The sequence below is a fragment of the Bradyrhizobium sp. 23 genome (assembly GCF_023073295.1).
GTDB classification, from domain to species: domain Bacteria; phylum Pseudomonadota; class Alphaproteobacteria; order Rhizobiales; family Xanthobacteraceae; genus Bradyrhizobium; species Bradyrhizobium canariense_D.
Genome location: NZ_JADPJF010000098.1, coordinates 204221 through 228223, shown reverse-complemented (window position 1 = coordinate 228223; position 24003 = coordinate 204221). Strand labels below are relative to the sequence as shown.

The 24003-nt window shown below is 63.9% G+C and carries 24 protein-coding genes; 3 read left to right on the top strand and 21 right to left on the bottom strand.

Annotated elements, in window-relative coordinates; all coding sequences use genetic code 11:
• Nucleotides 1-456: 456 nt before the first annotated feature.
• The 8 genes from IVB32_RS24930 to IVB32_RS24895 form a co-directional block, all read right to left on the bottom strand.
• Entirely contained in the window at nucleotides 457-1416 is a 960-nt protein-coding gene (locus IVB32_RS24930) for a polyphosphate kinase 2 family protein (RefSeq protein ID WP_018454360.1), read from the bottom strand.
• Nucleotides 1376-2395: a branched-chain amino acid ABC transporter permease gene (locus tag IVB32_RS24925; RefSeq protein ID WP_026232717.1), complete on the bottom strand. Its 1020-nt coding sequence runs from the start codon at nucleotides 2393-2395 to the stop codon at nucleotides 1376-1378. The genes IVB32_RS24930 and IVB32_RS24925 overlap by 41 nt, the downstream gene beginning before the upstream one ends.
• The gene (locus tag IVB32_RS24920; protein ID WP_018454358.1) at nucleotides 2392-3273 is read right to left on the bottom strand and encodes a branched-chain amino acid ABC transporter permease; all 882 of its coding nucleotides are present in this window, start codon (nucleotides 3271-3273) and stop codon (nucleotides 2392-2394) included. Before IVB32_RS24920 ends, IVB32_RS24925 begins: the two co-directional genes overlap by 4 nt.
• A gap of 13 nt (nucleotides 3274-3286) precedes the next feature.
• A complete protein-coding gene (locus IVB32_RS24915) occupies nucleotides 3287-3991 on the bottom strand; it encodes an ABC transporter ATP-binding protein (RefSeq protein WP_018454357.1) in 705 nt (234 codons plus the stop codon).
• Nucleotides 3991-4761 carry an ABC transporter ATP-binding protein gene (locus IVB32_RS24910; RefSeq protein ID WP_247411714.1) on the bottom strand — a complete coding sequence of 257 codons (771 nt, stop codon included), beginning with the start codon at nucleotides 4759-4761 and terminating at the stop codon, nucleotides 3991-3993. Before IVB32_RS24910 ends, IVB32_RS24915 begins: the two co-directional genes overlap by 1 nt.
• A 31-nt stretch (nucleotides 4762-4792) precedes the next feature.
• The gene (locus tag IVB32_RS24905) at nucleotides 4793-6115 is read right to left on the bottom strand and encodes an ABC transporter substrate-binding protein (protein WP_247294813.1); all 1323 of its coding nucleotides are present in this window, start codon (nucleotides 6113-6115) and stop codon (nucleotides 4793-4795) included.
• 95 nt (nucleotides 6116-6210) lie between these two features.
• Complete coding sequence (locus tag IVB32_RS24900) at nucleotides 6211-6915, bottom strand: hypothetical protein (protein ID WP_018454354.1); 705 nt, start codon at nucleotides 6913-6915, stop codon at nucleotides 6211-6213.
• A gap of 29 nt (nucleotides 6916-6944) precedes the next feature.
• On the bottom strand, nucleotides 6945-7970 hold the full coding sequence (locus tag IVB32_RS24895; RefSeq protein ID WP_018454353.1) for an ABC transporter substrate-binding protein: 1026 nt from the start codon (nucleotides 7968-7970) through the stop codon (nucleotides 6945-6947).
• Nucleotides 7971-8108: 138 nt separating this feature from the next.
• Between IVB32_RS24895 and IVB32_RS24890 the strand changes: the two genes are divergently transcribed.
• Nucleotides 8109-8558: a cupin domain-containing protein gene (locus IVB32_RS24890; RefSeq protein ID WP_018454352.1), complete on the top strand. Its 450-nt coding sequence runs from the start codon at nucleotides 8109-8111 to the stop codon at nucleotides 8556-8558.
• Between the two features lie 45 nt (nucleotides 8559-8603).
• Here the strand turns inward: IVB32_RS24890 and IVB32_RS24885 are convergent, their stop codons facing one another.
• Nucleotides 8604-9389: an ABC transporter permease gene (locus IVB32_RS24885; RefSeq protein WP_018454351.1), complete on the bottom strand. Its 786-nt coding sequence runs from the start codon at nucleotides 9387-9389 to the stop codon at nucleotides 8604-8606.
• Nucleotides 9389-10207 carry an ABC transporter ATP-binding protein gene (locus IVB32_RS24880; protein WP_026232716.1) on the bottom strand — a complete coding sequence of 273 codons (819 nt, stop codon included), beginning with the start codon at nucleotides 10205-10207 and terminating at the stop codon, nucleotides 9389-9391. The genes IVB32_RS24885 and IVB32_RS24880 overlap by 1 nt, the downstream gene beginning before the upstream one ends.
• A gap of 146 nt (nucleotides 10208-10353) precedes the next feature.
• Between IVB32_RS24880 and IVB32_RS24875 the strand changes: the two genes are divergently transcribed.
• A complete protein-coding gene (locus tag IVB32_RS24875) occupies nucleotides 10354-11136 on the top strand; it encodes an ABC transporter ATP-binding protein (protein WP_018454349.1) in 783 nt (260 codons plus the stop codon).
• Complete coding sequence (locus tag IVB32_RS24870; RefSeq protein ID WP_018454348.1) at nucleotides 11133-12692, top strand: glycine betaine ABC transporter substrate-binding protein; 1560 nt, start codon at nucleotides 11133-11135, stop codon at nucleotides 12690-12692. Before IVB32_RS24875 ends, IVB32_RS24870 begins: the two co-directional genes overlap by 4 nt.
• Nucleotides 12693-12748: 56 nt before the next feature.
• Here IVB32_RS24870 and IVB32_RS24865 read toward each other — a convergent pair whose 3' ends face one another.
• The 11 genes from IVB32_RS24865 to IVB32_RS24815 form a co-directional block, all read right to left on the bottom strand.
• The gene (locus tag IVB32_RS24865) at nucleotides 12749-14461 is read right to left on the bottom strand and encodes a sulfatase-like hydrolase/transferase (protein ID WP_018454347.1); all 1713 of its coding nucleotides are present in this window, start codon (nucleotides 14459-14461) and stop codon (nucleotides 12749-12751) included.
• A gap of 232 nt (nucleotides 14462-14693) precedes the next feature.
• A complete protein-coding gene (locus tag IVB32_RS24860; RefSeq protein ID WP_018454346.1) occupies nucleotides 14694-14984 on the bottom strand; it encodes a DUF1330 domain-containing protein in 291 nt (96 codons plus the stop codon).
• A 62-nt stretch (nucleotides 14985-15046) separates the two neighbouring features.
• Entirely contained in the window at nucleotides 15047-15898 is an 852-nt protein-coding gene (locus IVB32_RS24855) for an SDR family oxidoreductase (RefSeq protein ID WP_018454345.1), read from the bottom strand.
• Between the two features lie 472 nt (nucleotides 15899-16370).
• Nucleotides 16371-17390, bottom strand: coding sequence for a ketol-acid reductoisomerase (ilvC, locus tag IVB32_RS24850; protein ID WP_007600992.1), 1020 nt, complete (start codon nucleotides 17388-17390; stop codon nucleotides 16371-16373).
• A 147-nt stretch (nucleotides 17391-17537) separates the two neighbouring features.
• Nucleotides 17538-18140, bottom strand: a complete 603-nt coding sequence (locus tag IVB32_RS24845; RefSeq protein ID WP_018454344.1) for a LysE family translocator — start codon at nucleotides 18138-18140, stop codon at nucleotides 17538-17540.
• Between the two features lie 7 nt (nucleotides 18141-18147).
• Nucleotides 18148-19023, bottom strand: coding sequence for an EamA family transporter (locus IVB32_RS24840; protein WP_018454343.1), 876 nt, complete (start codon nucleotides 19021-19023; stop codon nucleotides 18148-18150).
• A gap of 69 nt (nucleotides 19024-19092) precedes the next feature.
• Nucleotides 19093-19782, bottom strand: coding sequence for a class I SAM-dependent methyltransferase (locus IVB32_RS24835; RefSeq protein WP_007613338.1), 690 nt, complete (start codon nucleotides 19780-19782; stop codon nucleotides 19093-19095).
• Nucleotides 19783-19785: 3 nt separating this feature from the next.
• The gene (ilvN, locus tag IVB32_RS24830; RefSeq protein ID WP_007613340.1) at nucleotides 19786-20328 is read right to left on the bottom strand and encodes an acetolactate synthase small subunit; all 543 of its coding nucleotides are present in this window, start codon (nucleotides 20326-20328) and stop codon (nucleotides 19786-19788) included.
• Nucleotides 20329-20351: 23 nt separating this feature from the next.
• Nucleotides 20352-21335 carry a threonine dehydratase gene (locus IVB32_RS24825; RefSeq protein ID WP_026232715.1) on the bottom strand — a complete coding sequence of 328 codons (984 nt, stop codon included), beginning with the start codon at nucleotides 21333-21335 and terminating at the stop codon, nucleotides 20352-20354.
• Between the two features lie 5 nt (nucleotides 21336-21340).
• Complete coding sequence (locus tag IVB32_RS24820; protein ID WP_018454341.1) at nucleotides 21341-23116, bottom strand: acetolactate synthase 3 large subunit; 1776 nt, start codon at nucleotides 23114-23116, stop codon at nucleotides 21341-21343.
• Nucleotides 23117-23446: 330 nt separating this feature from the next.
• The coding region (locus tag IVB32_RS24815) for a tRNA dimethylallyltransferase (protein ID WP_276576782.1) at nucleotides 23447-24003 on the bottom strand (557 nt) is incomplete at its 5' end.

Here is a 24003-nt window from a genome sequence, read left to right as displayed (position 1 = left end):
TGCAGCCCTCTAAACCTTGGCCCGGCGTGCCGTTCGCGGTTTTCTGCCGCTATGCGATAGTCCGAACGAGCTCCATCGCACTTAACGCGGCTGGATCTGCGGAGGTGGTGTCATAGACCTCCCCTTGCTCTTGATGTGGACGTTGCGCGTCGCTTGTTTGCGACCATTGAGATGGTCCTCCCGTGACGAAGAACTGTCAAGCAAGATCAACGGCGCGCAAATCACATTTGAGGGCGCGTTCCATCTGACTGCGACGGATTCGCTTGCAGCGAAATGCGAGAAGTGGGCGAATTGCGAGGCCGCCCTTCCCGCCAATGTAGAACGCTTCTGCTACCGGTGGACGCGAGTACTGAGGAATTTGGGGATGATCACATCATGCCCCTGTTTTGCCCGACGAGTCAAACGATTTCGTTAAATCCGCAAGCGCTCGCGCTGACCTTCAAGTCATTGATTTCGTTATCCCCGGCTACTGTGCATGGGGTTGTTTTCGCGTTTTTGTTTCTTGCCCGCCTTCTCCTCCTTCTCCAGCGCCTTGCGCACCTCGTCGAATTCACCCGCCGAGGCCTTGTCGGCGCGAGGGAAGCGCAGATCGAGCTTTTCGAGCGCCGCGACGATGGCCGACCCGATCACGACGCGCGCGAACCATTTGTGGTCGGCCGGCACGACATACCACGGCGCATGAGGCGTTGCCGTGTGCCGGACGATGTCCTGATAGACCGCCTGGTAGCGCGGCCACAGCGCGCGCTCCTTAATGTCGTCCATGGAGAACTTCCACTGCTTGGACGGATCCTCCAGCCGGTCGAGGAAGCGCTCGCGCTGCTCGTCTTTGGACAGGTTGAGGAAGAACTTCAGCACCACGGTGCCGTTGCGCGCGAGATAGCGCTCCCACGCACAGATGTCCTCGAACCGCTCCTTCCAGATGTTCTTGGTGACGAGCATTGACGGCAGCTTCTCCTTGGCGAGGACCTCCGGATGCACGCGCGTCACCAGGCATTCCTCGTAATGGGAGCGGTTGAAGATGCCGATATGCCCGCGCTCCGGCAGCGCGACCACGTGGCGCCAGAGGAAATCGTGATCGAGCTCCTTGCTGCTCGGCGCCTTGAAGGCACTGACCTCGCAGCCCTGCGGATTGATCCCCTCGAAGATCGCCTTGATCGCGGAATCCTTGCCGCCGGCGTCCATCGCCTGGAACACGATCAGTACCGACCAGCGGTCCTGGGCGTAGAGCTTCTCCTGAAACGCGATCAGCCGCTTCATGTTGGCATCGAGAATCTCCTGGGCCTTCTCCTTGTCGAGGTCGCCCTTCTCGTTGGTCTTGTGATCCTTGAGATGAAACTTGCCCGAACCATCGTAGCGGAACGGCGTGATGTAGCGGTCAAGTTCCTGGGCGAGCGATTTGGACGACTTCTTGCTCATGAGCGCGGGACACCTTGCGTTGCGGCTTCAATCGGTCGAGCAAGCTACCAAGGATACCCTTGGGAAGGAATATGATGAAAAGCACGAGCAACACGCCGTAGACGAGATTGTCCCAGCCGACCGCCTTGGTGCCGAAGCCGATGCGCAGGGTCTCGGCCAGCATAATCGTGATGATAGCGCCGAAGGTCGGGCCGAGCGAGACGAACAGGCCGCCGACGATGGCCGCGAACACCATCTGGAGCGACACCGCGATGCCGCTGACGGTATCAGGCGTGATGAACATCTGGTACTGGCAGTAGAGCGCGCCGGCCAATGCCGTCATCAGCGCGCTGAGCAGCGTGATCTTCAGCTTCTCCGCGGTGACGTCGACGCCGGCGGCGGCCGCGGCGTCCTCGTCCTCCGAGATCGCCTCCAGCGCATAGCGGGCCATGCTGCGGTCGACCCAGTGCCAGACCACGATGCCGAAAAGCCAGACCCCGAGCGCGATCAGGTACCAGGTGATCTTGTCGTCGAATTGCAGCGACCAGAGCTTGTTGCCCGCGGCCCGGTTCGGCGTGTAGCCGAGCGAGCCGCCGGTGTAGTCGCGCGTCGCCGTAATGACCTGGAGCACGATGCCGGAGAGCGCGAGCGTCACCAGCACGAAATAGTGCCCGGTGATGCGGAAGCGGAAACAGGGATAGCCGACGATCAGCGCCAGCGCGCCGGCCGCGACCATGCCGATGGGGATGCCGATCCAGGGCGACCAGCCCAGGTGATTCCAGAGTAGCGCGGTGACATACGCGCCGATTCCCATGAAACCGCCGTGGCCGAGCGAGACGAGGCCGAACCGCCCCATCATCGACCAGGACGTATAGGCGAACGACCAGATCAGGATCAGCACCAGGATGTGCAGATGATAGGGATCGCGATAGACGAAAGGCAGCGCGACCAGCGCCGCCAATCCGATCCCCCAGGCTGCAAGCCGTCCCCGCCCCATCATCGGCGCCTCGCGAGCAGGCCCGCGGGCCGGATGAACATCATGACGATGAAGAACGCGAAGGCAAGCACATAGCCCCATTCGAGATCGGAGAACAGGCCGCCGAGCGAGATGATCTCGGCGAACACGAAGGCGGCGATGAAGCCGCCGATGAAATTGCCGAGGCCCCCGAGCACGCAGATCAGGAAGGTGATCGGGCCGAACGACAGGCCGACGAAGGGATGCACGTCATATTGCAGAACCAGCAGGCATGCTGCGAGCCCGGCCAGCCCCCCGCCGATCGCAGAGGTAATGAGATAGATCCGCTTCGTGTCGACGCCCATCAGCGCCATGATCTGCCGGTCCTGCGAGATCGCCCGGATCGCGGTCCCTGTGAAGGTCCGCGTCATGAACAGATAGACCGCGACCATGCCGACCAGCGCGGCCAGGAAGGACAGCAGTCGCGCGTAGCTGAAATTCATGTCGCCGAAGGCGAGCACCGGCAGGCGGATGCCGAGGTTACGGAAGTCGATGCCGAAGGCGACCGTGGCAAAGCTCTGCAGCACGAACAGCACCCCGCCGGTCGCCAGCAACTGGTTGATTGGCGGCGCCGTGAGCAGCGGCGCGATCACGAGGTAATGCAGCGCCGCGCCGAGCACCGCGACCAGCAGGATGGTGAGCGGCGCGGCGACGAAATAGCTGATGCCGTAATACTGCACCAGGAAGTACATGGCGTACATGCCGATCATCACCAGCTCTGCGTAGCAGATCCAGGTCACGTCGATGACGCCGAAGATCAAATTGAGCCCGAGCGCGAGCAACGCCAGCACGCCGCCGAGCAGGATGCCGTTGATCACGGCCTCCAGCAGGTAGATGTCGAAAATGTCCAGAAATGCTTGCATGCCTGCATGAACCTCACACCCCGAGATACGCTTCCTTGACCGTGTCGCTCGCCAGCATCTCGGCCGAGGTGCCTGAGGACCTGATCGTACCCGCCTCGATCAGATAGGCGCGATCGACCACTTTCAGCACCTGCTGCACATTCTGCTCGACGATCAGCACGGTCAGCCCGCTGGCGCGGATCCGCTTCACCAGCTCGAACACCTGCTGCACCACGACCGGCGCGAGCCCCGCCGACGGCTCGTCGAGCAGCAGCAGCTTTGGATTCGACATCAGCGCGCGGCCGATCGCGCACATCTGCTGCTCGCCGCCGGACATGGTGCCCGCCATCTGGTGGCGGCGCTCCTTCAGGCGCGGAAACAGCTCGAACACCACGTCCAGCCGCTCGGCATAGTGGCCGCGCGCCTCCTGCATGAAGGCGCCCATCTTGAGATTGTCGTCGACCGAGAGCTGCGGAAACAGCCGCCGGTTCTCCGGCACATGCGCGATCCCGAGGCTGACGATCTTGTGCGGCGGCGTGGCCACGACGTCGACGGCTTCCATTCTGATCGCCCCACGCGAGGGGCGGATCAGGCCGGAGATGACGCGCATCAGGGTGGTCTTGCCGGCCCCGTTGGGACCGATGACGCCGACGGCCTCACCCGCCCTCACGTCGAGATCGACGTCGAACAGTGCCTGGAAGGTACCATAGCCGGCATTGACGCCGCGGAGCTCCAACATCACTGCACCCCCGCGCGGCGGCGCGCTGCGGCGGCCGCAGCCTGCGTGGTCTCGGCATCGGTGCCGAGATAGACCTCGATGACACGGGGATCGCCGGCAACGGCACTCGGCAAACCTTCCGAGATCTTCTCGCCGTGATCGAGCACCATGACGCGATCGACGACGCGCATCAGCACGCCCATGATGTGCTCGACCCAGATGATGGTAATGCCGAGCTCGTCGCGGATGTTGCGGAGCATGTTAGCCGCCTGCCCCATCTCGGCCTCGTCGAGGCCGCCGAGGCTCTCATCGGCCAGCAGAAGTTTGGGCGTGGTGGCGAGTGCTTTCGCCAGTTCGAGCTTTTTCAGGCCGGCTGCGCCGAGGCCGTCGACGCTGGCATGGCGATCGGTCGGCAAGCCGACCATCGCCAGCGAGCGCTCGGCCGCCTCCTCGGCCCTGGCACGGCTGTGGCGGCCCTGGCCATAGAATCCGGCGAGCGCGACGTTCTCGAAGATCGTCAGGCGGCGGAATGGTCGCGGGATCTGGAAGGTGCGGCCGATGCCGCTGTTGATGATCCGGTGCGGCGGAAGGCCCGCGATCTCGGAGCCGTCGAACAGGATCGAACCGGACGTCGGCGCCAGTGTACCCGAGAGCATATTGAAGATCGTGCTCTTGCCCGAGCCGTTGGGGCCGATCAGGCCGAGGATCTCGCCCTGATCGACTTTGAACGACACATTGTTGACGGCGGTGAAGCCACCAAACCGCTTCACCAGCCCGCTGACTTCCAGCACCGTCCCGCTCTCCTCTCTGCGCGCATTTGCGCTACTGATTGCTGTAGGTGGTGCCCTTCGGCAGCGGCAGCACAGCCTCGCGCTGCGCCTGACTCTTGGGCCACACCACGGAGGACTTGTCGTCGATGTACTGGATCACGACCGGGAACGAGCGCTCGTTCTGCCCGGCCATCGGCGTGCCCTCGCCGTAAAACTTCACGCCGAAGCCGAGCATGGTGCCCCCTTCGGGAATATCAGTATCGAGGGCAGCCTTGCGCAGCGCATCCGGATCGACCCCGCCATACTTCTTGATCGCGCGCGGCAGCACGTCATTCATGAACACATAGGTGTTGGACGCACCGATGCCGACATGCGCCGAGCGGATCGCGACGCCGGGCCGGATCTTGTCGAATTCCTCGCCAACCATCTTGATCACAGGCGGGAGCTTGGGATCCATGGTCTTCTGGTTGGCAAGCCAGATCGAGATCGGGTCTGTGTTGAAGATGTAGGTGGCATCGGCTCCCATGCCTTCCTTCAGTTTTTCATAGACGCCGTAACCCGCGCCGTGCCCCATCAGCGCGCCGAACTTCAGCCCCTGCTCGCGCGCCTGACGCAGCAACAGCGTGATATCAGGGTTGTAGCCAGTGTGGAAAATGACATCAGGCTTGGCGCGCTTCAGCTTGGTCACCAGCGCGGAGAGGTCAGGCGCGGTGGCTGAATAACCCTCCTTCATCACGACGTTGAATCCCGCCTTCTTCGCGCCGGCCTCGTTGCCCCTGGACACGTCGACGCCATAGGCGCCGTCTTCGTGAATGATGGCGACGCGCAGATCCTTCGGCTCCTTGTCGAACTTCGCCTTGGCATTCTGCGCGATGAAATCCATGGTCATCATGCCGAACTGGTCGCCGCTCGCCTGCGGGCGGAAGACGTATTTGTAACCCTTCTCGTTGAACACGGCCGACGAGATGCAAGTCGTCATCCACATGAACTTCTTGAGCTGCTCGACGCGGGCCGCGACCGGCACACATTGCGCCGAGGAGAAGAAGCCGAGCACCATGTCGACCTTTTCCTGCTCGAGCAGGCGGACGGATTCGTTGATCGCGATGTCGGGCTTGCTTTGCGCATCGGCATAGACCGCTTCGATCTTGTAACCCTCGACGCCGGTCTTGGCGAAATGGTCGAGAATGATCTTTGCGCCGATATAGCCGAGTTCAGAGCCACCGCCGGCGAGAGGCCCGGTCAGATCGAAAACGACGCCGATCTTGATCTTCTTCTCTTTGCCTTGATCCTGGGCCTGGGCGGACAGCGCCAAGCCTGTCGCCGATACCGCGACCAACAGCCCACGTACCAAACGGGCAGCCATGCGCACGCGCATCAAAACCTCCCTGGACGATTGTGCATTGCATTCTTTTTGGTTTTATATTTTCGCCCATCACATGGGCTGAGCGCAGCGATGTCAAGCCTCGCGCATCAGCGCAACGCGAACTGCTGCTCGACGAAGGCCGTGACAAATCGCGGCATGGACGGCGTGAGATCGCTCACCCCGCGCACGAGATGAATGGCCGAGAGCTCTGGCTCGGCCTCGTCCGCCAGATTGGCTTCGATCCGCGCACGCGCCACATCACCCGGCATGTCCAGGTTGACGATTTGCAACATCGCAATCGTCGGGCCGGTGACGACGCAGTGCCAGTCCGGCTCGACCCGATAGTCGGCGGCGGTCAGGCCGGTCTCTTCCTCGAGTTCGCGGATCACGCTGCCGGGAATGTCCAGCGTGTGGCCCCTGACGTCTTCGAGATCGGGCGTACCGGACGGGAAATAAATCCGGCCCGCATTGGCGGTGTGCTGCGCCATCTCACCCATGACGAAGGCGCCGTCGGAGGCGCGCAACGCGCCCATGCCAAAACCGTTGAACACGGCCTTGTCGGGAAAACCCCAATCGCGCCAGGCGAGGAAGCTCGCGAAATCGGTCTCGAAATAGGTCGCAGAAAGATGCCCGTCGGCGAACGTTGCATCACGCCCGAGCAGGACGCGACCGTTCCAGATCTTTGGCCGCTCGCGCTGCTTCTCGGCGAAATGCGTGGCGATCTCGGCGCGCCGCTCCTCCGCGAACGCCCAGACGATCGGCCGCACGGCAAGTTCAAGCGTCGTGACCCGATGAATGATTGGTGACGTCATGACGCCTGATGACCACACCTTCGCGTCAGTTATTTGACGCTTCCCGTGGTCTTCTTGGCCTGCTCGACATACTTGTTGGTGAAGGTCTTGCTGACGTCGATCTTGGCGTTGGCGACCTCGGGCGATCCAACGCTGAACACCGCGAGCACGGCGTCGGCGCCCTTCGGGTCCATCTTGCCGGTCTCGGAGAACATTGGGATCGTGTTCTTCAGTGCCGCGAGATAGAGGTCCTTGTTCTTGCCAACCGTCTCCTCCGGCATCTTCGCCATGATCTCCTCGGGCGAGTGCGAGTGGATCCAGGCGAGCGTGCCCAGGATCGCGTTGGTCAGCGCCTGCGTCTCCTTCTCGTGGCCGGCGACCCAGGCCGCGGTCGAGTACAGCGCGCCGCCCGGATATTCGCCGCCGAACGTCTCAAGTGTATCCTTTTGCGTGCGGGTGTCCGAGAGGATGCGCAGATCCTTGTGGCTGCCCTGGAGCACGGTCACGGAGGGATCGAGCATCACGGCCGCATCGATCTGGCCCTGCTCCATGGCGGCGACCGCAGTGGCGCCGAGGCCAACGCCGATCACGGCGGTGCTGGCGGGATCGACGCCATTCTTCTTCAGCATATACTTCAGGAAGAAGTCAGTGGAGGAGCCGGGCGCGCTGACGCCGACCTTCTTGCCGGCGAGGTCCTTGATCGACTTGATCTCGTTGGTGTGCGACGGCGAAACCACCAGCACGAGGCCGGGATAACGGTCATAGACCACGAAGGCCTGAAGCTCCTGCTTCTTGGCCGCGAGGTTGACGCAATGGTCGAAATAGCCGGAGACCACGTCGGCGCTGCCGCCGAGCACGGCCTTGAGCGCGTCCGAGCCGCCCTTGAGGTCCACGAGCTCAACGTCGAGACCCGCCTTGTCGTATTCGCCGAGCTGCTTTGCCAGCACCGTCGGCAAATAGCACAAACAGGAGCCGCCGCCGATCGCGATCGTGACCTTGCTTTGCGCCGCGGCAAGACCGGTGGTGAGCGTCAGCGCGAGCAGCGCGCCCGCGAGCCTGGCTATCGTGTTCTTCATTGGTTTCCTCCGTTCGGCTGGCGGCACCATAAAGCAGCCGGGCTGGCTTGAGAAGCAGGACCGAAGGCGCTGGCCATCGGCCTTTCGGCGCAATAGCATGAAGCCCACAAGAACAATTCTTGATGGGGAGGATCATCCATGAATCGCCTTGCAATCGGACTGTCGATCGCCACCGCTTTTGCCGCCGGATGCGGCGCAACCCACCTGCTGCGGCCGGCGCTCGCCGCGGAGAACATCCCTCCGCAGATCATCCACACCGGCGAGATGGAGGGCGACGCGCTCGGGAATGCCAACGCCGTCGGCTACCGCTCCAAGACGTTCGCAAGCGCCGATGGCGCCACCATCTCGATCCAGGTCGGCAATGTGCCCAAGCACATGCATCCCAACACCAACGAGATCCAGTACATCTTAGAGGGCACCGGCACGATCTGGTTCGGCGACAAGGAGGTCACGGTGAAGCCGGGCGACCTCGTCATCATCCCGAAGGGGACGCCGCATGGCGGCACCAAGCCGATCAGCGGACAGGTCAAGGCGATCGCGATCAAGACGCCGCCGCAGGCCCCCGATGACACCAAGCTGCTGGATTGAGCTTTCGCGATCCGGGGCTCGCGCGGTGCGCGGGCCCCTCGCGGCTTAGCCACGCCCGTCCACGGTCGGGCGCCAGACCAGCAGTCTCCGCTCCACCAATGTCACGCCAAAATCGATCAGGATGACGAAGGCCGACAGCACGAACATGCCGGCGAAGACGCCGGCGACGTCGAATATGCCCTCGGCCTGCTGAATGAGGTAGCCGAGCCCCGCCGCCGATCCCAGATACTCGCCGACGACGGCACCGACCACGGCAAAACCGACCGACGTGTGCAGCGAGGAGAACATCCACGACAGCGCCGAAGGCCAATAGACGTGCTGCATCAGCTGCCGCTCGCTCATGCCGAGCATGCGGCCGTTGTCCAGCACGGTGCGGCTGACCTCCTTGACGCCCTGATAGACGTTGAAGAACACGATGAAGAACACCAGCGTCACGCCGAGCGCGACCTTGGACCAGATGCCCAGCCCAAGCCACAGCGCGAAGATCGGCGCCAGCACCACACGCGGCAGAGCGTTGACCATCTTGACGTAGGGATCGAACACCGCGGCGACCAGCGGCTGGCGCGCGAACCAGAAGCCGATCAGCACACCGCCGGCCGATCCGATCACGAAGGCCAGGATCGATTCCGTCAGCGTGATGCCGAGATGCTTCCAGATCACACCGGACGAGAACCATTTGACGATCTGGGCGAAGACATCGACCGGATTGGAGAAGAAGAACGGCGGCAGCAGGATCTTGCCGAACACGGGCACGGTCGACAGCAATTGCCACAGCGCGAGGCAGACCACCGCGACCAGCACTTGCAGCGTAAGCAGCGTGACGCGCGACATCAGACCGCCTCCGCCGCTTGCGTGGACTGCGCATAGCCCTTCATGACCTCGTCCTTGAGCACGCTCCAGATCTCGCGATGAAGCGCATGGAATTCCTTGTCCAGCCGCACTTCGAAAATGTCGCGCGGGCGCGGCAGGCTCACGCGCCAGTCGCCGATGATGCGGGAGGACGGCCCCGCCGACATGATCACGACGCGGTCGGCGAGCGCGATCGCCTCTTCCAGATCATGGGTGACGAACAGCACGGCCTTGCGGTCAGCGTTCCAGAGGTCGAGCAACAGGTTGCCCATCACCTGCCGGGTCTGTGCATCCAGCGGTCCGAACGGCTCATCCATCAGCAGGATCTTTGGATCGCGGATCAGCACCTGCGCCAGCGCCACGCGCTTGCGCTGGCCGCCCGAGAGCATGTGCGGATAGCGGTTGGCGAAGGCACCCAAGCCGACCGAGGTCAGCCATTTCTGCGCCCGCGGCAGTGCCTCGCTGCGCGGCGTGCCGCTGACTTCGAGCCCGATCGCGACGTTGTCGAGCGCGGTCTTCCAGGGGAACAGCGCATCGGCCTGGAACAGGTAGCCGGCGTCCCGGTTCAGCCCGGCAAGTGGCTGGTCGAATATCCTGACGCTCCCCGCAGCCGGCTTCAGCAGCCCGGCCGCGACGTTGAGCAGTGTTGATTTCCCGCAGCCGGTCGGGCCGACGATGGCGACGAACTCGCCCTGCGCCACCGTCAGATGCGCCTTCTCCACCGCCGTATAGACCCGCCCGTCCCCCAACTGGAACGCGACCTTGGCATCTTCCAGCGCCACTGCCGTAGGCGTTATCATATGCTTCCTCCGAACTTGGCCCGATGCCTTAGCCGCTCGCGCGACCAAGTTCAATCAAGCCGCCAAGCGTGCTACGCATGGGCCTTGTCATCCCCTCCCTTCCCCCTCCCTTCCCTGGGGCGGGTCAGCGCAGTGAGCCCCGCCCGATGCCGTCCAGGCCGATGATTGGCTATGCCCACGTCACCAAGAGCTTCGGCGCGCTCAAGGCCGTGGACGATGTGTCACTCGACATCGCCGAAGGCGAATTTGTAGCCGTCGTCGGCGGCTCGGGTTCGGGCAAGACGACGCTGCTGCGGCTCGCCAACCGCCTGATCGAGGCGGATGGGGGCACGATCACGGTCGAGGGCGACGACGTGCAATCCGTCGATCCGGTCGCGCTGCGGCGCCGCATCGGCTACGTTTTCCAGAGCGGCGGACTGTTCCCGCATCTGAGCGTCGCCGACAATATCGGGATCACGCCGAAGCTGCTCGGCGTCTCGGCAGCGGATATCGCAACACGGGTCGATGAGTTGCTCGAGCTCGTGCAGCTCGACCGGGCCGCCCATCGCGGGCGGTTGCCGGATGCGCTCTCGGGCGGCCAGCGCCAGCGTGTCGGCGTGGCGCGGGCGCTTGCGGCAAGGCCCCGCATCGTGCTGATGGATGAGCCATTCGGCGCGCTCGATCCCCTTACCCGCGATGCGCTCGGCGACGATTTTCGCGAGCTGCACCGCAAGCTCGGCCTGACCACCGTGATGATCACCCACGACATGACGGAAGCGATCCTGCTCGCCGACCGCATCGCGGTGATGCGCAGCGGGAAGCTGCTGGCGCAGGGCACGCCAGTGGAGCTCTCGAAAAGCAGCGACGCCTACGTGCTGGAGCTGCTGCGGACGCCGCGACGCCAGGTCGAGCGATTGAACGCGCTGCTGCTAAAGGGCGGGGCGGCATGAGCCTTTTCACGGATCCGCGTTGGGGCGAAGCGCTGGCGCATTTGCCCGACTATCTCGGCAACCACGTGCGGGTGAGTCTCGCCGCGCTTGCGCTCGGCCTGATCGTCAGCCTGCCGCTGGCGATTCTGACGCGCAACCGTCCCACGCCGCGCGCTGTGCTGCTCGCGCTCGCCAGCATCGTGCAGACGGTGCCCGGGCTGGCGCTGCTCGCGCTGTTCTATCCGCTCCTGCTGCTCGCGGCCTCCGTGGCGCTGGCCTGGTTCGGCGTCTCCTTCTCCGCTTTCGGCTTCCTGCCGGCGATGCTGGCGCTGGCGCTCTATTCGATGCTGCCGGTGCTGCGCAATGGCATCACCGGCCTCAACGGCATCGATCCCGCGCTGATAGAGGCTGCCAAAGGCGTCGGAATGACCGCGCGGCAGTCGCTGGTGATGGTCGAACTGCCGCTGGCGCTGCCGGTCATGATGGCGGGGATCCGCACCGCCGCGGTGTGGGTGATCGGCACCGCGACGCTGTCGACCCCGATCGGGCAGACCAGCCTCGGCAATTACATCTTTGCCGGGCTCCAGACCCAGAACTGGGTGTTCGTGCTGTTCGGCTGCTTTGCCTCGGCCCTGCTGGCGCTCGCCGTCGATCAACTGCTCGGCCTGGTCGAGAGCGGCCTGCGCTGGCGCAGCCGCGTGCGTGCGGCGCTTGGCGCGGCCGGGATCGCGGCACTGGTCGCCGCAACATTGGTGCCGACGATGGGGCGCTCGTCACAGAACTATGTCGTCGGCGCCAAGACGTTCGCCGAGCAGTATGTGCTGTCGGCGCTGATGCGGGACCGGCTTCAGGCCGCCGGTCTCGCCGCCGTCGCACGCTCCGGTCTCGGCTCAAGCGTGATCTTCGAGGCGTTGAAAGCCGGCGATATCGATCTCTACGTCGATTATTCCGGCACGCTCTGGGCCAATCAGCTTCACCGCACGGACATCAAGCCGCGCGCGGAGCTGTTGGCGGAGCTGCAGACAACGCTTGCGAAGGAGAACATCACCCTGCTCGGCGAGCTCGGTTTCGAGAACGCCTATGCGCTGGTGATCCCGAAGAAGCGCGCCGAGGCGCTTGGCATCCGCACCATCGCCGATCTCGCCGCGCATGCTTCGACCCTGTCGATCGCCGGCGACTATGAGTTTTTCTCGCGACCCGAATGGGCGGCGCTGCAAAAGGCCTATGGCCTCTCGTTCCGCGCCCAGCGCCAGATGCAGCCGGACTTCATGTATGCGGCCGTCGCCAGCGGCGAGGTCGATGTCATCGCCGGCTACACCAGCGACGGGTTGATCGCAAAATACGATCTCGTTGCGCTCGACGATCCCAGGCACGCGATCCCGCCCTACGATGCGATCCTGCTGCTGGCCCCAAAGCGCGCCGGCGACGAACGGCTGCGGGCCGCGGTGAAGCCGCTGCTCGGCAAGATCGACATCGCGACCATGCGCGAAGCTAATTTGCGCGCCGCCGGCAATGACGCGAATTCGTCGCCGGATGCAGTGGCGAAATGGCTGTGGGAGAAGGTGGGTGGGCGGTAGCCGCGCCATTCGTTCGATGTCGTCCTGGCCTTCGCCAGGACGACGTTGGAGAGACGCTACAGCCCCCTGATCATCCCCGCATCGATCAGCAGCCGGTTAAGCCGGCGCGCTTCGGCCCCGTCCTTGCATCCGTAGAATATGCCCTTGCAGCGGAGCATGATCTCCTTCTGCTCGGCGAAGGACGGATCGAGCGGGATGCCGGCGGCTTCCTGGATAACCAGCGGCAGATACGGGCCGTCGACCGTGTCCATCACGGCCTCGCTTTTCACCGGCTCGAAATTGACGGCGTCGATCGCGTAGTAAGTCGCGTAGAGACGTGCGTCGTAGGCGTCGAGCTTCTTGCCGAGAGCGCCCTCGTCGAGCCCGGGCTCGAGGATACCGGGCGCGAATTCCGGCTGATGATCGCCGTAGCGCACGATCAGGAAGGGTTCGCCGGGAAATTTCTTCTTCAAGCCCGCGAGGAAAGCGTTGTACTGCTCGGCGCTCATCGCCTGCCGCCGCAGGTACTCGTCGATGGACGGCACATTGCCCGGTGCGCGCCAGTTCGGCAGCAGATCCGGGCGGAAGCGCGTCTCCCAGGGGAAATGATTGGCGCCGAGATAGATGAAGGTGAACAGCGGCTTGTTCGGCGTCCGCTCGCCCATCAGCCGGAGCGCCTTGTCGTAGAAGAAGCTATCCGGCTCGACATCCTTGGCGCCGAGATCCTTGGAGTCGAGAAAGCGTTCGATGCCGGTCGTCACCTGAAAGCTGCGCGCGGCCATGAAGCCGCCATAGGCGGGGTACAGCGACATCGTGTCGTAGCCGCAGCGGCGCAGCGCCAGCGGCAGGCCGCGCTCGACACGGCCTGTTGCAATGCGCGTCACGAAATAGGCGAAGCGGCCGAACGAGCGCGACGACAACCCCGCGAGCACGTTGTATTCGGTGAACCAGCTCGGCCCGCCATTGCTCTCGGCCAGGAACGCGCGCTCCTTGCCGTCCCAGGATTTGAAATGGCTGCCGTAGCCGGCCGGCACCTTGATGCCCTGCGCGGCGCGGATGTCGAAGCTCGATTCATCATGGACCATGATGATGTTCGGCCGCCGGCCGGCAGGATGGCAGGCATCGACCAGCGGCATGTTGAGCCGTTCGTTGGTCGAAGCGGCCGACTCCATGAAGCCGTATTGCGCGAAGTCGGAGACCGCGCTGACGCCGGAGCGGAAGAACTTCGAGAGATAGCCGTCGTCGTAATAGCCGCGCCAAGCCTCGTCCGGATGGTGGAGCGAATAGCCGACCAGCGCGGCGAGGCAGGCGAGCATCGAGGCGAGCGCCGGTAGCCTACGGATGCGGAATGGGTCGAGCCACCACAGCGCATACATCAGCGGCAGCGTGACCAGGCCGGCCCCGATCACCGACCAGCGCAAATTCGGGAAGATCGTGAACAGGAACGCCACCGTGTCGCGGTCGATCATCATCAGGTCGATGAAGTTGGCCGTCATCTGCACGACGTCGTGCTTCAGCCGTGACAGCAGCACCAGCACCACGACCATAGTCAGCGACAGCGCACCCGAGAGCGCCGGCCGCCGCAGCAGCGCGATCCAGAAGAAGTTGAGGATGCCCCAGGCCAGCACGAAGGAGAGCCGTGCGCCGAAATCCGTCTCGGTCTCGTACATCAGGACGAGCGCCGCGAGATGCGGCGCTGCAACCGCGAGCAGCCGCCAGATGCCGAGCGCAGCGACGCTTGCCAGCACGGCGGTCGTGGCAGAAGGACCTGGATTGGGCGCGGACGCCATCGACGACACGCAACTGCTGGTCCGGCACGGTGATGCCGAGCCGGCTGACCGGGCCTGCGGCGTTCGGCGCAGCCGGAAGGCCTGCACCGTGTCATAAAACTGTAATTGAACGGTCACGGACAAGCAACGCGTGTCGCGGTCCGACCTTCGCTTAATGTTAGCGGAAGCCGATCGGTCTCCGGGCCCAATTCGTCCCTAGGGCAAATCCCGCAGTGCAGAACCGACTTGCCGTCTAGTCGAGGCCTTCGACGCTGACCAGGCGGGCAGAACTGCAAGCGTCCCGGACCGCTTTGAGACCCTGGTAGGTCGCGCCTGTGTAAAATGCCTCCCAGGCTGCGACGGATGGGAATTCCAGCAGAACGATCCTGCGGGGCTGCCAGTCTCCCTCGTAGACCTTGTGGGCGCCCCCTCGCGCCAGATATCGAGCTCCAGCGGCCTCCAGGGCGGGCTTCACGCCCAACATGAAGCTTTGGTACTGCTGCAAATCCCTGATCTCGACGTCGAAAATCACATAAGCCGGCATCTCAAGACGCTCCCACGATCGGAAATTGATCACCTGTCCGGCAATGGTCTCACCTCGGAGGCTCAGCCCTGCGGCAGCAGCCCGAGCCGCTTGGCGATGATGCGGTCGACCACACGCTTGGGCAGCGTGGCCGTCATCAAATGCCGCATCCGGTCCGGCGTGATCTGGTAGCGAACCTTGGGCCTCTCGGCGGTGAGCGCCTCGAAAACGACCTCGGCAATCCGCTCGGCCGGCAGCCCGGTCTCGCCGAGCTTCATCATGAACGCCATGACCTTGTTCAGCGCCGGCAGATAAGGCGAGTTCTGGTAGACCGAAAGATCGATCTGCTCGGCCTTGCTCCAGATCGGCGTCTTGACGGCGCCGGGTGCGACGATAATGACGTCGATGCCAAACAGCATCAATTCGCGGCGCAAGCTCTCCGACAGACCTTCGATGGCATGCTTGGAGGTGCAGTAAGGCGCCGACAACGGATTGCCGTTCTTGCCCGCGACCGAGCTGATCATCACGATCCGGCCCTTCGGTCCCTCCAGCGACGGGTCGGCGCCCAGCAGCGGCCCAAAGGCCTGCGTCGCGATGACCGGGCCGATGACGTTGATCTCCATCTGCCGGCGAAAGTCGTCGACCGACAATTCGAGCACGGGACCGGCGACCGCGACGCCGGCGTTGTTGACGAGACCGGCCAGCGTCTCGCCGCCCAGCGCCTCGCGGACTTTTCGCGCAGCCGCGAGGACCGCCGCCTCGTCGGTGACGTCGAACAGCAGCGCCGTGAAGTTCGTACCGAATTCACCCATGAGCCGATCCGCATCGGCCTGCTTGCGGACACTACCGAAAACACGATAGCCGCGCCCGATCAGAAACTTCGCAATGGCCCAGCCGATGCCGGTGGACGCGCCGGTGACGACGACGGATCGCATGATCTTCCTCCCCAAGAGCTCCCGCGATCATGCAGGCGAAAGGTGCCGGGGCGCAATGCCGTCCACCGCTCAAGGAGACGCCGCGGGTGTCAGTTCTTAAGTTGAAGGCGAGGTGCGAACCTCGCGACGTGCGATTGATTGCATCCTGAAGGTATGGATGAAGAGCCGAATCCTTGACCCTGAAGACGCTGGGCTTTTGAGGATCGGGAGCTTCTGAGAAATTCCGAAAACAACGCGAGACCAAGAATGTGGTTTAAGCGTCAGTTCTTCATGCTCAGGGAGCACTTCAGCTCGCGAAGAATTTGAATGAAGCAGCAATGCTTCGCGCGAGACGAAAAGAGCGAGACCGCTGGTTGCGATCTCGCTCGAATATAATCGCGAAGATTTAAGAATTGGTTTGGCGAGCGAAGCTTGTGTTTTCGCTCGCGTGTCCGGATGCGGCGCAACCGATACGCCGCATCCGAACGGCCGCTTAGTTCTTCGACTTGTCGACCAGCGCGCCCTTCTTGATCCAGGGCATCATGTCGCGCAGCTTGGCGCCGACTTCCTCGATCGGGTGCTCGGCGAGCTTGGCGCGGGTCGCCTTGAACGAGGTCTGGTTGACCTTGTTCTCGAGCATCCAGTCGCGGGCGAACTTGCCGGACTGGATGTCGTTCAGAACCCGCTTCATCTCCTTCTTGGTCTCGTCGGTGACGATGCGCGGGCCGGTGACGTACTCACCGTACTCCGCGGTGTTGGAGATCGAGTAGTTCATGTTGGCGATGCCGCCTTCATAGATCAGGTCGACGATCAGCTTCACTTCGTGCAGGCACTCGAAATAGGCCATCTCCGGGGCGTAGCCGGCTTCGACCAGCGTCTCGTAGCCGCCCTTGATCAGCTCGACCAGGCCGCCGCAGAGCACGACCTGCTCGCCGAACAGGTCGGTCTCGCATTCTTCCTTGAAAGTGGTCTCGATGATGCCAGCACGGCCGCCGCCGACGGCGGAGGCGTAGGACAGGCCGAGGTCGTGGGCGTTACCCGAGACGTCCTTGGCGATCGCGATCAGGCAGGGCACGCCGCCGCCACGCTGGTATTCCGAACGCACCGTGTGGCCGGGGCCCTTCGGCGCGATCATCAGAACGTCGAGATCGGCGCGCGGGTCGAGCAGGTTGAAGTGGACGTTGAGACCGTGCGCGAAGACGAGGGCGGCGCCCTTCTTCATGTTGTCGTGCAGGTGCTCGCGGTAAATGTCGCCCTGGAGCTCGTCCGGGGTCAGCATCATGACCAGGTCGGCCCATTTGGCGGCCTCGGCGACTTCCATCACCTTGAAGCCGGCAGCTTCCGCCTTCTTGGCCGAGGCCGAACCCTTGCGGAGCGCAATCGCCACGTCCTTGACGCCGGAATCCTTCAGGTTCAGCGCATGGGCGTGGCCCTGGCTGCCATAGCCGACGATGACGACCTTCTTGCCCTTGATCAGGTTCAGGTCGGCGTCGCGATCGTAATAAACACGCATGGTCGTTTCCTCGTTCAGGGGCCGGAATCGGCCGTTGGTCAGGTCTTGTCGGTCAGGTCTCGGACGGTGAAATTTGCGGATTTCGGGGGCTGTCTAGAGCATTTTCGGCCCCCTGGGAAACCCGTTTCTGCATGGAAAGCTGAGGCATCATGCATCCATAACGACGGGGTAGAGAGACGCCAGCAGCAGGATCGCCATCAGGATGTTGAAGGCGCGGACCAGCCGCTCGGAGGTCAGCACCGGCCGTAGTGCAGTGCCGAACAGGACCCAGACCACGGTCGAGACCGCGCCGACGAGTAGGCTGACCAGGGTCTGGATCGCGATATTGATGGGGAATCGGGCAATCGCCGCGTAGGCGGTGATTGTGCCGATCACGATCACCCAGCCCTTGGCGTTGATCCACTGGAACATCGCCGCGCCCCAGAAGGTCATCGGGCCGCGGCCGGTCTCGCCGTCCGGCGTGGTCGGGCCGGACAAAGCAATCACGGCGGCAAGGTAAATCAGATAGACCGCGCCGGCGTATTTCAGGATGGTCTGAAGGATCGGATAGGCCAGAAACACTGTGCCGAGCCCGAGACCCACGGCGGCGATCATGAAAGCAAAGCCGATGACGATACCGGCGATGTGGGGGATGGTGCGCCGAAAGCCGTAGGTCAGGCCCGAGGCCAGCAGCATGATGTTGTTCGGCCCGGGCGTGAAATACATCACGACCATAAAGGCGAGGAAGGCATAGAAGAGCGAATAGGCCATAGTCACCTCACGCGGTCTTCGGCAGGACTTGCGGACGCTTCGCGAGCACCATCACCGCGATACCGCCGATCACGGTGAGCATGCCGGCGAGACGCAGCGGGCCGAACCGCTCGCCGAACACGATGCTGGACGCAGCCGAGCCGACGAACGGCACCAGCAGCGCGAACGGCACCACTTGCGCAGGGGGATAGTCACGTAGCAGCCGGCCCCACAGCCAATAGGCGATGCTGGTGGAGATGCCGCCGATCAACAGCAGGCAAATGAGGCCGGTGAGCGACATGTGGATCAGCGACTGCCAGGTCGGCGTTGGTCCGTTGACGACCAGCGTGAGCGCGAACAGCGGCACCGCGGTGGCGAGGCACAACCAGGCGAACAGATCGAACATCGGCACGCCGCGGGCGCCGCGCAGCAGGACATTGCCGACCGCAAAGCTGACCGGCGCGATCATCAGCACGGCGAAGGCACCGACGCTGAAATCATAGCCGACCGTGCCGCAGATCATCAAAAGGCCGATGGCTGCGATGACGATGCCCAGCGTCTGCACCGGCGTCGGCCGCTCACCGAATGCGATCGCGGCAAAGCCGATCGTGAACAGCGCCTGGCTCTGCACGACGACGCTGGTCAGCCCCACCGGCACGCCATGGGCGATGCCATAGGCCTGGCTCAGAAATTGGCCGAGAAAGAGCGTGAAGCTGATCGCGATCAGGAGCGACCAGGCGACTTTGGGCTTGCGGATGAATAGGCACGGCACCGCGGCAATGGTGAAGCGCATCGCCGTCATCAGCTCCGGCGAAAATTCGTCGAGCGCGATCCGGCTCGCCACGAAGGCAAGCCCCCAGATGACCGCCACCAGGATGGCGATGAGGATGTCGGCCGGCTTCATTGTCCTTCCCGGTTCTGCCCTGTCGTGCAGCCCTGTTTGTTGTTCTGGTCGAGCCTTGCTCGCCGGCCGTTACGTGGAGGAATTGGGTTTCCGCAGCAGATAGGTGCCGTGCATCGGGGCGTGGTAATCGGCCGAGACCAGCGTGAAGCCGACGTCGGTCAGCATCCGCTCCATGACCCAGCCGAAAGTGGAATACTCGTCGCGCATGTGGGTGACGACGCTTTCACGCGGGACATCGTGGTTCTTGATCTCAAAGTCGGCCCATTGGTCAACGTCGCGCTCGACGGCATCGGGCATCGAGGCGTAGACGATGTCGCGCAAATAGAAAGTGGCACCGGGCTTGAGCGCGCGATAGATCCGCGACATGGCTACCGCCTTCCAGAAATCCGGCAGATGGTGCAGCGTGAACTCGCTGACGATCAGGTCATAGGATTCCGGCCGGTAGGCGAAGCTGAGCAGGCCGGCGGACTGCGTGCGCACGGGCGCCTTGCGGTCGCGCGCGTAGATCTCGGCGAGCGCCAGCATCGCGGGCGAGATGTCGATGGCATCGACCTCGGCGCCCATCAGCGCCGCCTCGGTCGCGAGCACGCCGTTGCCGCAACCGATATCGGCAATGCGCCAGCCGCGCTGGACGCCGAGCATTTTCAGCGCGGCGCGCGCCCGTAGATCGGCATCGTCATGACTGTCGTAGATCGAGGCCACTGCAGGCCCGATCCCCATCCGGTTCCGCTCGTTGTAATACCAGTCGCGCGCCAGCATGGCTCACATTCCCTCAGGCCCGCGACCAATCGCGGCAACACCGGTGCGCGACACTTCGACAAGGCCAAGCGGACGCATCAGGTCGATAAACTGATTGATCTTGTCTGTATTGCCTGTGATCTCGAACACGAAGCTCTCGGTGGTGGCATCGATCACGCGGGCGCGGAACGCGTCCGCCAGCCGCAGCGCCTCGACGCGATGCTCGCCCTGCCCGCGTACCTTGACCATCGCCAGCTCGCGCTCGATCGAGCGCTTGGTCAGCGTCATGTCGACGACGCGATAGACCGGGATCATGCGGTCGAGCTGATGCTTTATCTGCTCGATCACCATGGGCGTACCCGTGGTGACGATAGTGATGCGCGAGAGATGCTTCTGGCTCTCGGTCTCCGAGACCGTGAGGCTCTCGATGTTGTAGCCGCGCCCCGAGAACAGGCCGATGACGCGCGCGAGCACGCCGGGCTCGTTCTGCACGAGCACCGAAAGCGTATGCGTCTCGTTCGGGTCGTGGCGCTCCTCGATGAAATAGGCAGATGCGGGCTGGTTCATTGTCGTCCCCTTCATTCTCGTCGTTACGCCGTCGCCTGATGAGCGACCGGCGCATCCGTCCCGACCCAACCGCGGAACAGATCGAAATCGATATTGCCGCCGGACAGCACGAGACCGACGCGCTTGCCCGACAATCCTGTCTTGTCCTGAAGCGCCGCGGCGAGCGCGGCGGCGCCGGCGCCTTCGGCGAGATTGTGCGTGTCGGTCCAGAGCGCATGGATCGCGAGCGCGATTTCATCGTCCGTCACCTGGACGATACGCGAGGCGCCCTTGAGGATGACCGCGAGCGCTTCCGGATCGGGAATCCGCGTCGCCATGCCGTCCGCGAGCGTGTTGCTGGTCTCGGTGGTCACCACCTGACCCGCCGCGAACGACAGCGCGTAGGACGGCGCCTCGGTCGACTGCACGCCCACGATCTCGGTCTTCAGGCCGAGCAGATCGCGCGCCATGATACAGCCGCAGATCCCCGAGCCTTGCCCGATCGGCACATAGAGGATGTCGAGATCGGGCGCGGCCCGGAACAATTCGAGCGCATAGGTCGCCACGCCCAGCACCAGGTCCGTATGGAACGACGGCACCATGTGCAGCCCGGCGAACTGCGCGTGGCGTCCGGCTTCCTCGCGTGCGGCCTGAAAGTCCTCGCCGTGCTCAACGAGTTCGGCGCCGAACGCCTTCATCGCGCGGTTCTTCTCGACCGAATTGCCGCGCGGCACATAGATCACGGCAGTTACGCCATGGCGGCTCGCCGCAAAGGCGAGGCTCTGGCCATGATTGCCGCGCGTCGCCGAGATGATGCCCGGAATGTTCGGCCGTTCGCGCTTCAGCCGATCGAGATAGACCAACCCGCCGCGCACCTTGAAGGCGCCCGTCGGCGTGTGATTCTCGTGCTTGACCACGACCTGCGTGCCGAGCCGCTCGGCGAGCAGCGGCCAGGCGTGCGCCGGCGTTGCCGGCACCGCCTGCCCCACGATCGCATGTGCGCGTTCGAGCTCGTTCAGGTCGAACATCACGCTCACACCAGCGCCTTACCGCCGGCGAACGCCTTCGCGGTGGCTTCGTCGTTGGCCTGCTCCGGCAACAGCATCTCGTTGTGCGCCTTGCCGGAGGGGATCATCGGGAAACAGTTTTCCAGCGACGCGACGCGGCAGTCGAACAGCACCGGGCGCTTGACCGAGATCATCTCCTGGATGGCGCCGTCGAGATCACCGGGCTTGTGCACCTGGAGGCCGACGCCGCCGTAGGCTTCCGCGAGCTTGACGAAGTCCGGCATCGCCTCCGAATAGGAATGCGACAGGCGGTTGCCATGGAGCAGCTGCTGCCACTGCCGCACCATGCCCATGTACTGGTTGTTCAGGATGAAGATCTTGATCGGCAGCTCGTACTGCACAGCCGTCGACATCTCCTGCATCGTCATCTGCACCGAGGCATCACCCGCGATGTCGATGACGAGGCTGTCGGGATGGGCAACCTGCACGCCAACCGCGGCCGGCAGGCCGTAGCCCATGGTGCCGAGACCGCCCGAGGTCATCCAACGATGCGGTTCCTCGAAGCCGTAGAACTGCGCGGCCCACATCTGATGCTGACCGACCTCGGTGGTGATGTAGGTGTCCTTGCCGCGCGTCGCCTCGAACAGGCTCTGGATCGCATGCTGCGGCAGGATGACGTCGTTGCTCTTCCTGAAATAGAGCGAGTTGCGGGCGCGCCACTGCGCGATCTGCTGCCACCAGGCCTTGATGTCGGGCTTCTTCGCCTCCGCCTTGAACACCTGGAGAATGTCGCCGAGGATGTTGCCGCAGTCGCCGATGATCGGCACGTCGACGCGGATGTTCTTGTTGATCGAAGACGGGTCGATGTCGATGTGGATCTTCTTCGACCCCGGCGAGAACGCATCGACGCGGCCGGTGATGCGGTCGTCGAAGCGCGCGCCGACGCACAGCATGACGTCGCAATCATGCATGGTCATGTTGGCTTCATAGGTGCCGTGCATGCCGAGCATGCCGAGCCAGCTCTTGCCCGAGGCGGGATATGCGCCGAGGCCCATCAGGGTGGAGGTGATCGGAAAGCCGGTGACCTCGACCAGCTCGCGCAGCAGCCTGGTCGCCTCGGGACCGGAATTGATCACGCCGCCGCCGCTATAGATCACGGGGCGCTTGGCGCCTGCGAGCAGCGCGACGGCCTTGCGGATTTGCGTCGCATCGCCCTTCACGCGCGGCGCGTAGGAGCGATGCACGTCGGATTTGCGCGGCGGATGATAGGTGCCGGTCGCGAACTGCACGTCCTTGGGCACGTCGACGAGCACCGGGCCCGGCCGACCCGTGGTCGCAACGTAAAACGCCTCGTGCAGCACCTTTGCGAGATCGTTGACGTCGCGCACCAGCCAGTTGTGCTTGGTGCAGGGGCGCGTGATGCCGACGGTGTCGCATTCCTGGAACGCGTCGTTGCCGATCAGGTGCGTCGGCACCTGGCCGGAGATGCAGACCAGCGGGATCGAGTCCATCAGCGCGTCGGTGAGCGGCGTCACCATGTTGGTGGCGCCGGGGCCGGAGGTCACCAGTGCAACGCCCGGCCTGCCGGTCGAACGCGCATAGCCCTCGGCGGCGTGGCCCGCGCCCTGCTCATGCCGAACCAGGATGTGCTGGACCTCGCTTTGCTGGAAGATCTCGTCGTAGATCGGGAGCACCGCGCCGCCGGGGTAGCCGAAAATGTCGGTCACGCCATGATCGATGAGCGCGCGGACGATCATCGCGGCGCCGGTCATCTGGTTCGGATCGTGGCTCTTGTCGCTCATTGGCTTGCTCCGGATGCGCTGTTGTCAGCGGCTTCGTTCGTGTCGGGTTTTCGGAAATAAAAAAGGCCCCGAAGAGGGCCCATGCACACCGCCTGTCATGTGGATGGCAGCTAGCCACCCCCGGCGGTGTGCCTGGGTACGACGGCGATAAGGAGTTTGGTAATAATGTTACGCATGGCAGGTGCCCGGCTTCCCAAAGGTTGCGCGAAACATAGCGGCCAGCGCCCCGATGTCAAGGCAATGCGGCCGTTCCCGCGCGATTTTGGCAGTGTAGCGGTGTTCCCGGGGTTGGGCGAGAGGTAAATTCGGGAGCCGAGGCACAAAAGCGTGTCAGCCTTGGTCCCGCGCCGCGTTCACGATCGCCGCCAGCCAGCCCCGAATCTCCCCCGGCTTCACCCACTCGAATTCGGGCAATTGGTGCCGGAACCAGGTGAACTGCCGCTTGGCGTAGTGGCGGGTGTCGGCGCGGCCGATGGTCGCCGCCTGCTCCAGGCTGAGCTCACCGCGCAGATGCCGGATTAGCGCCGGCACGCCATGAGCCTTCATCGCCGGCAGCAGCGGATCGAGGTTTCGGGCGGCGAGACGCACCGCCTCCTCTAGCGCGCCGGCACCCAACATGGCGTCGAAGCGGGCGTCGATGCGCGCATAGAGCTCGTCGCGCTCGGGCGCGAGGAACACCGCCCGAAAACTGTCCTTGGGCAAGAGCGGCGGCTGGCCCTCATGATGCCAGTCCAGCAGCGAACGGCCGGTGGCTTCGACCACTTCGAGCGCGCGCGCAATGCGCGTGCGATCGCGACGGTTCAAGCGCTCGGCCGCCCGCGGATCGGAGGCTGCGAGTTCGTCGTGCAGCGCTTCGACGCCGTTCCGCTCCAGCCGCGCCCGGACGT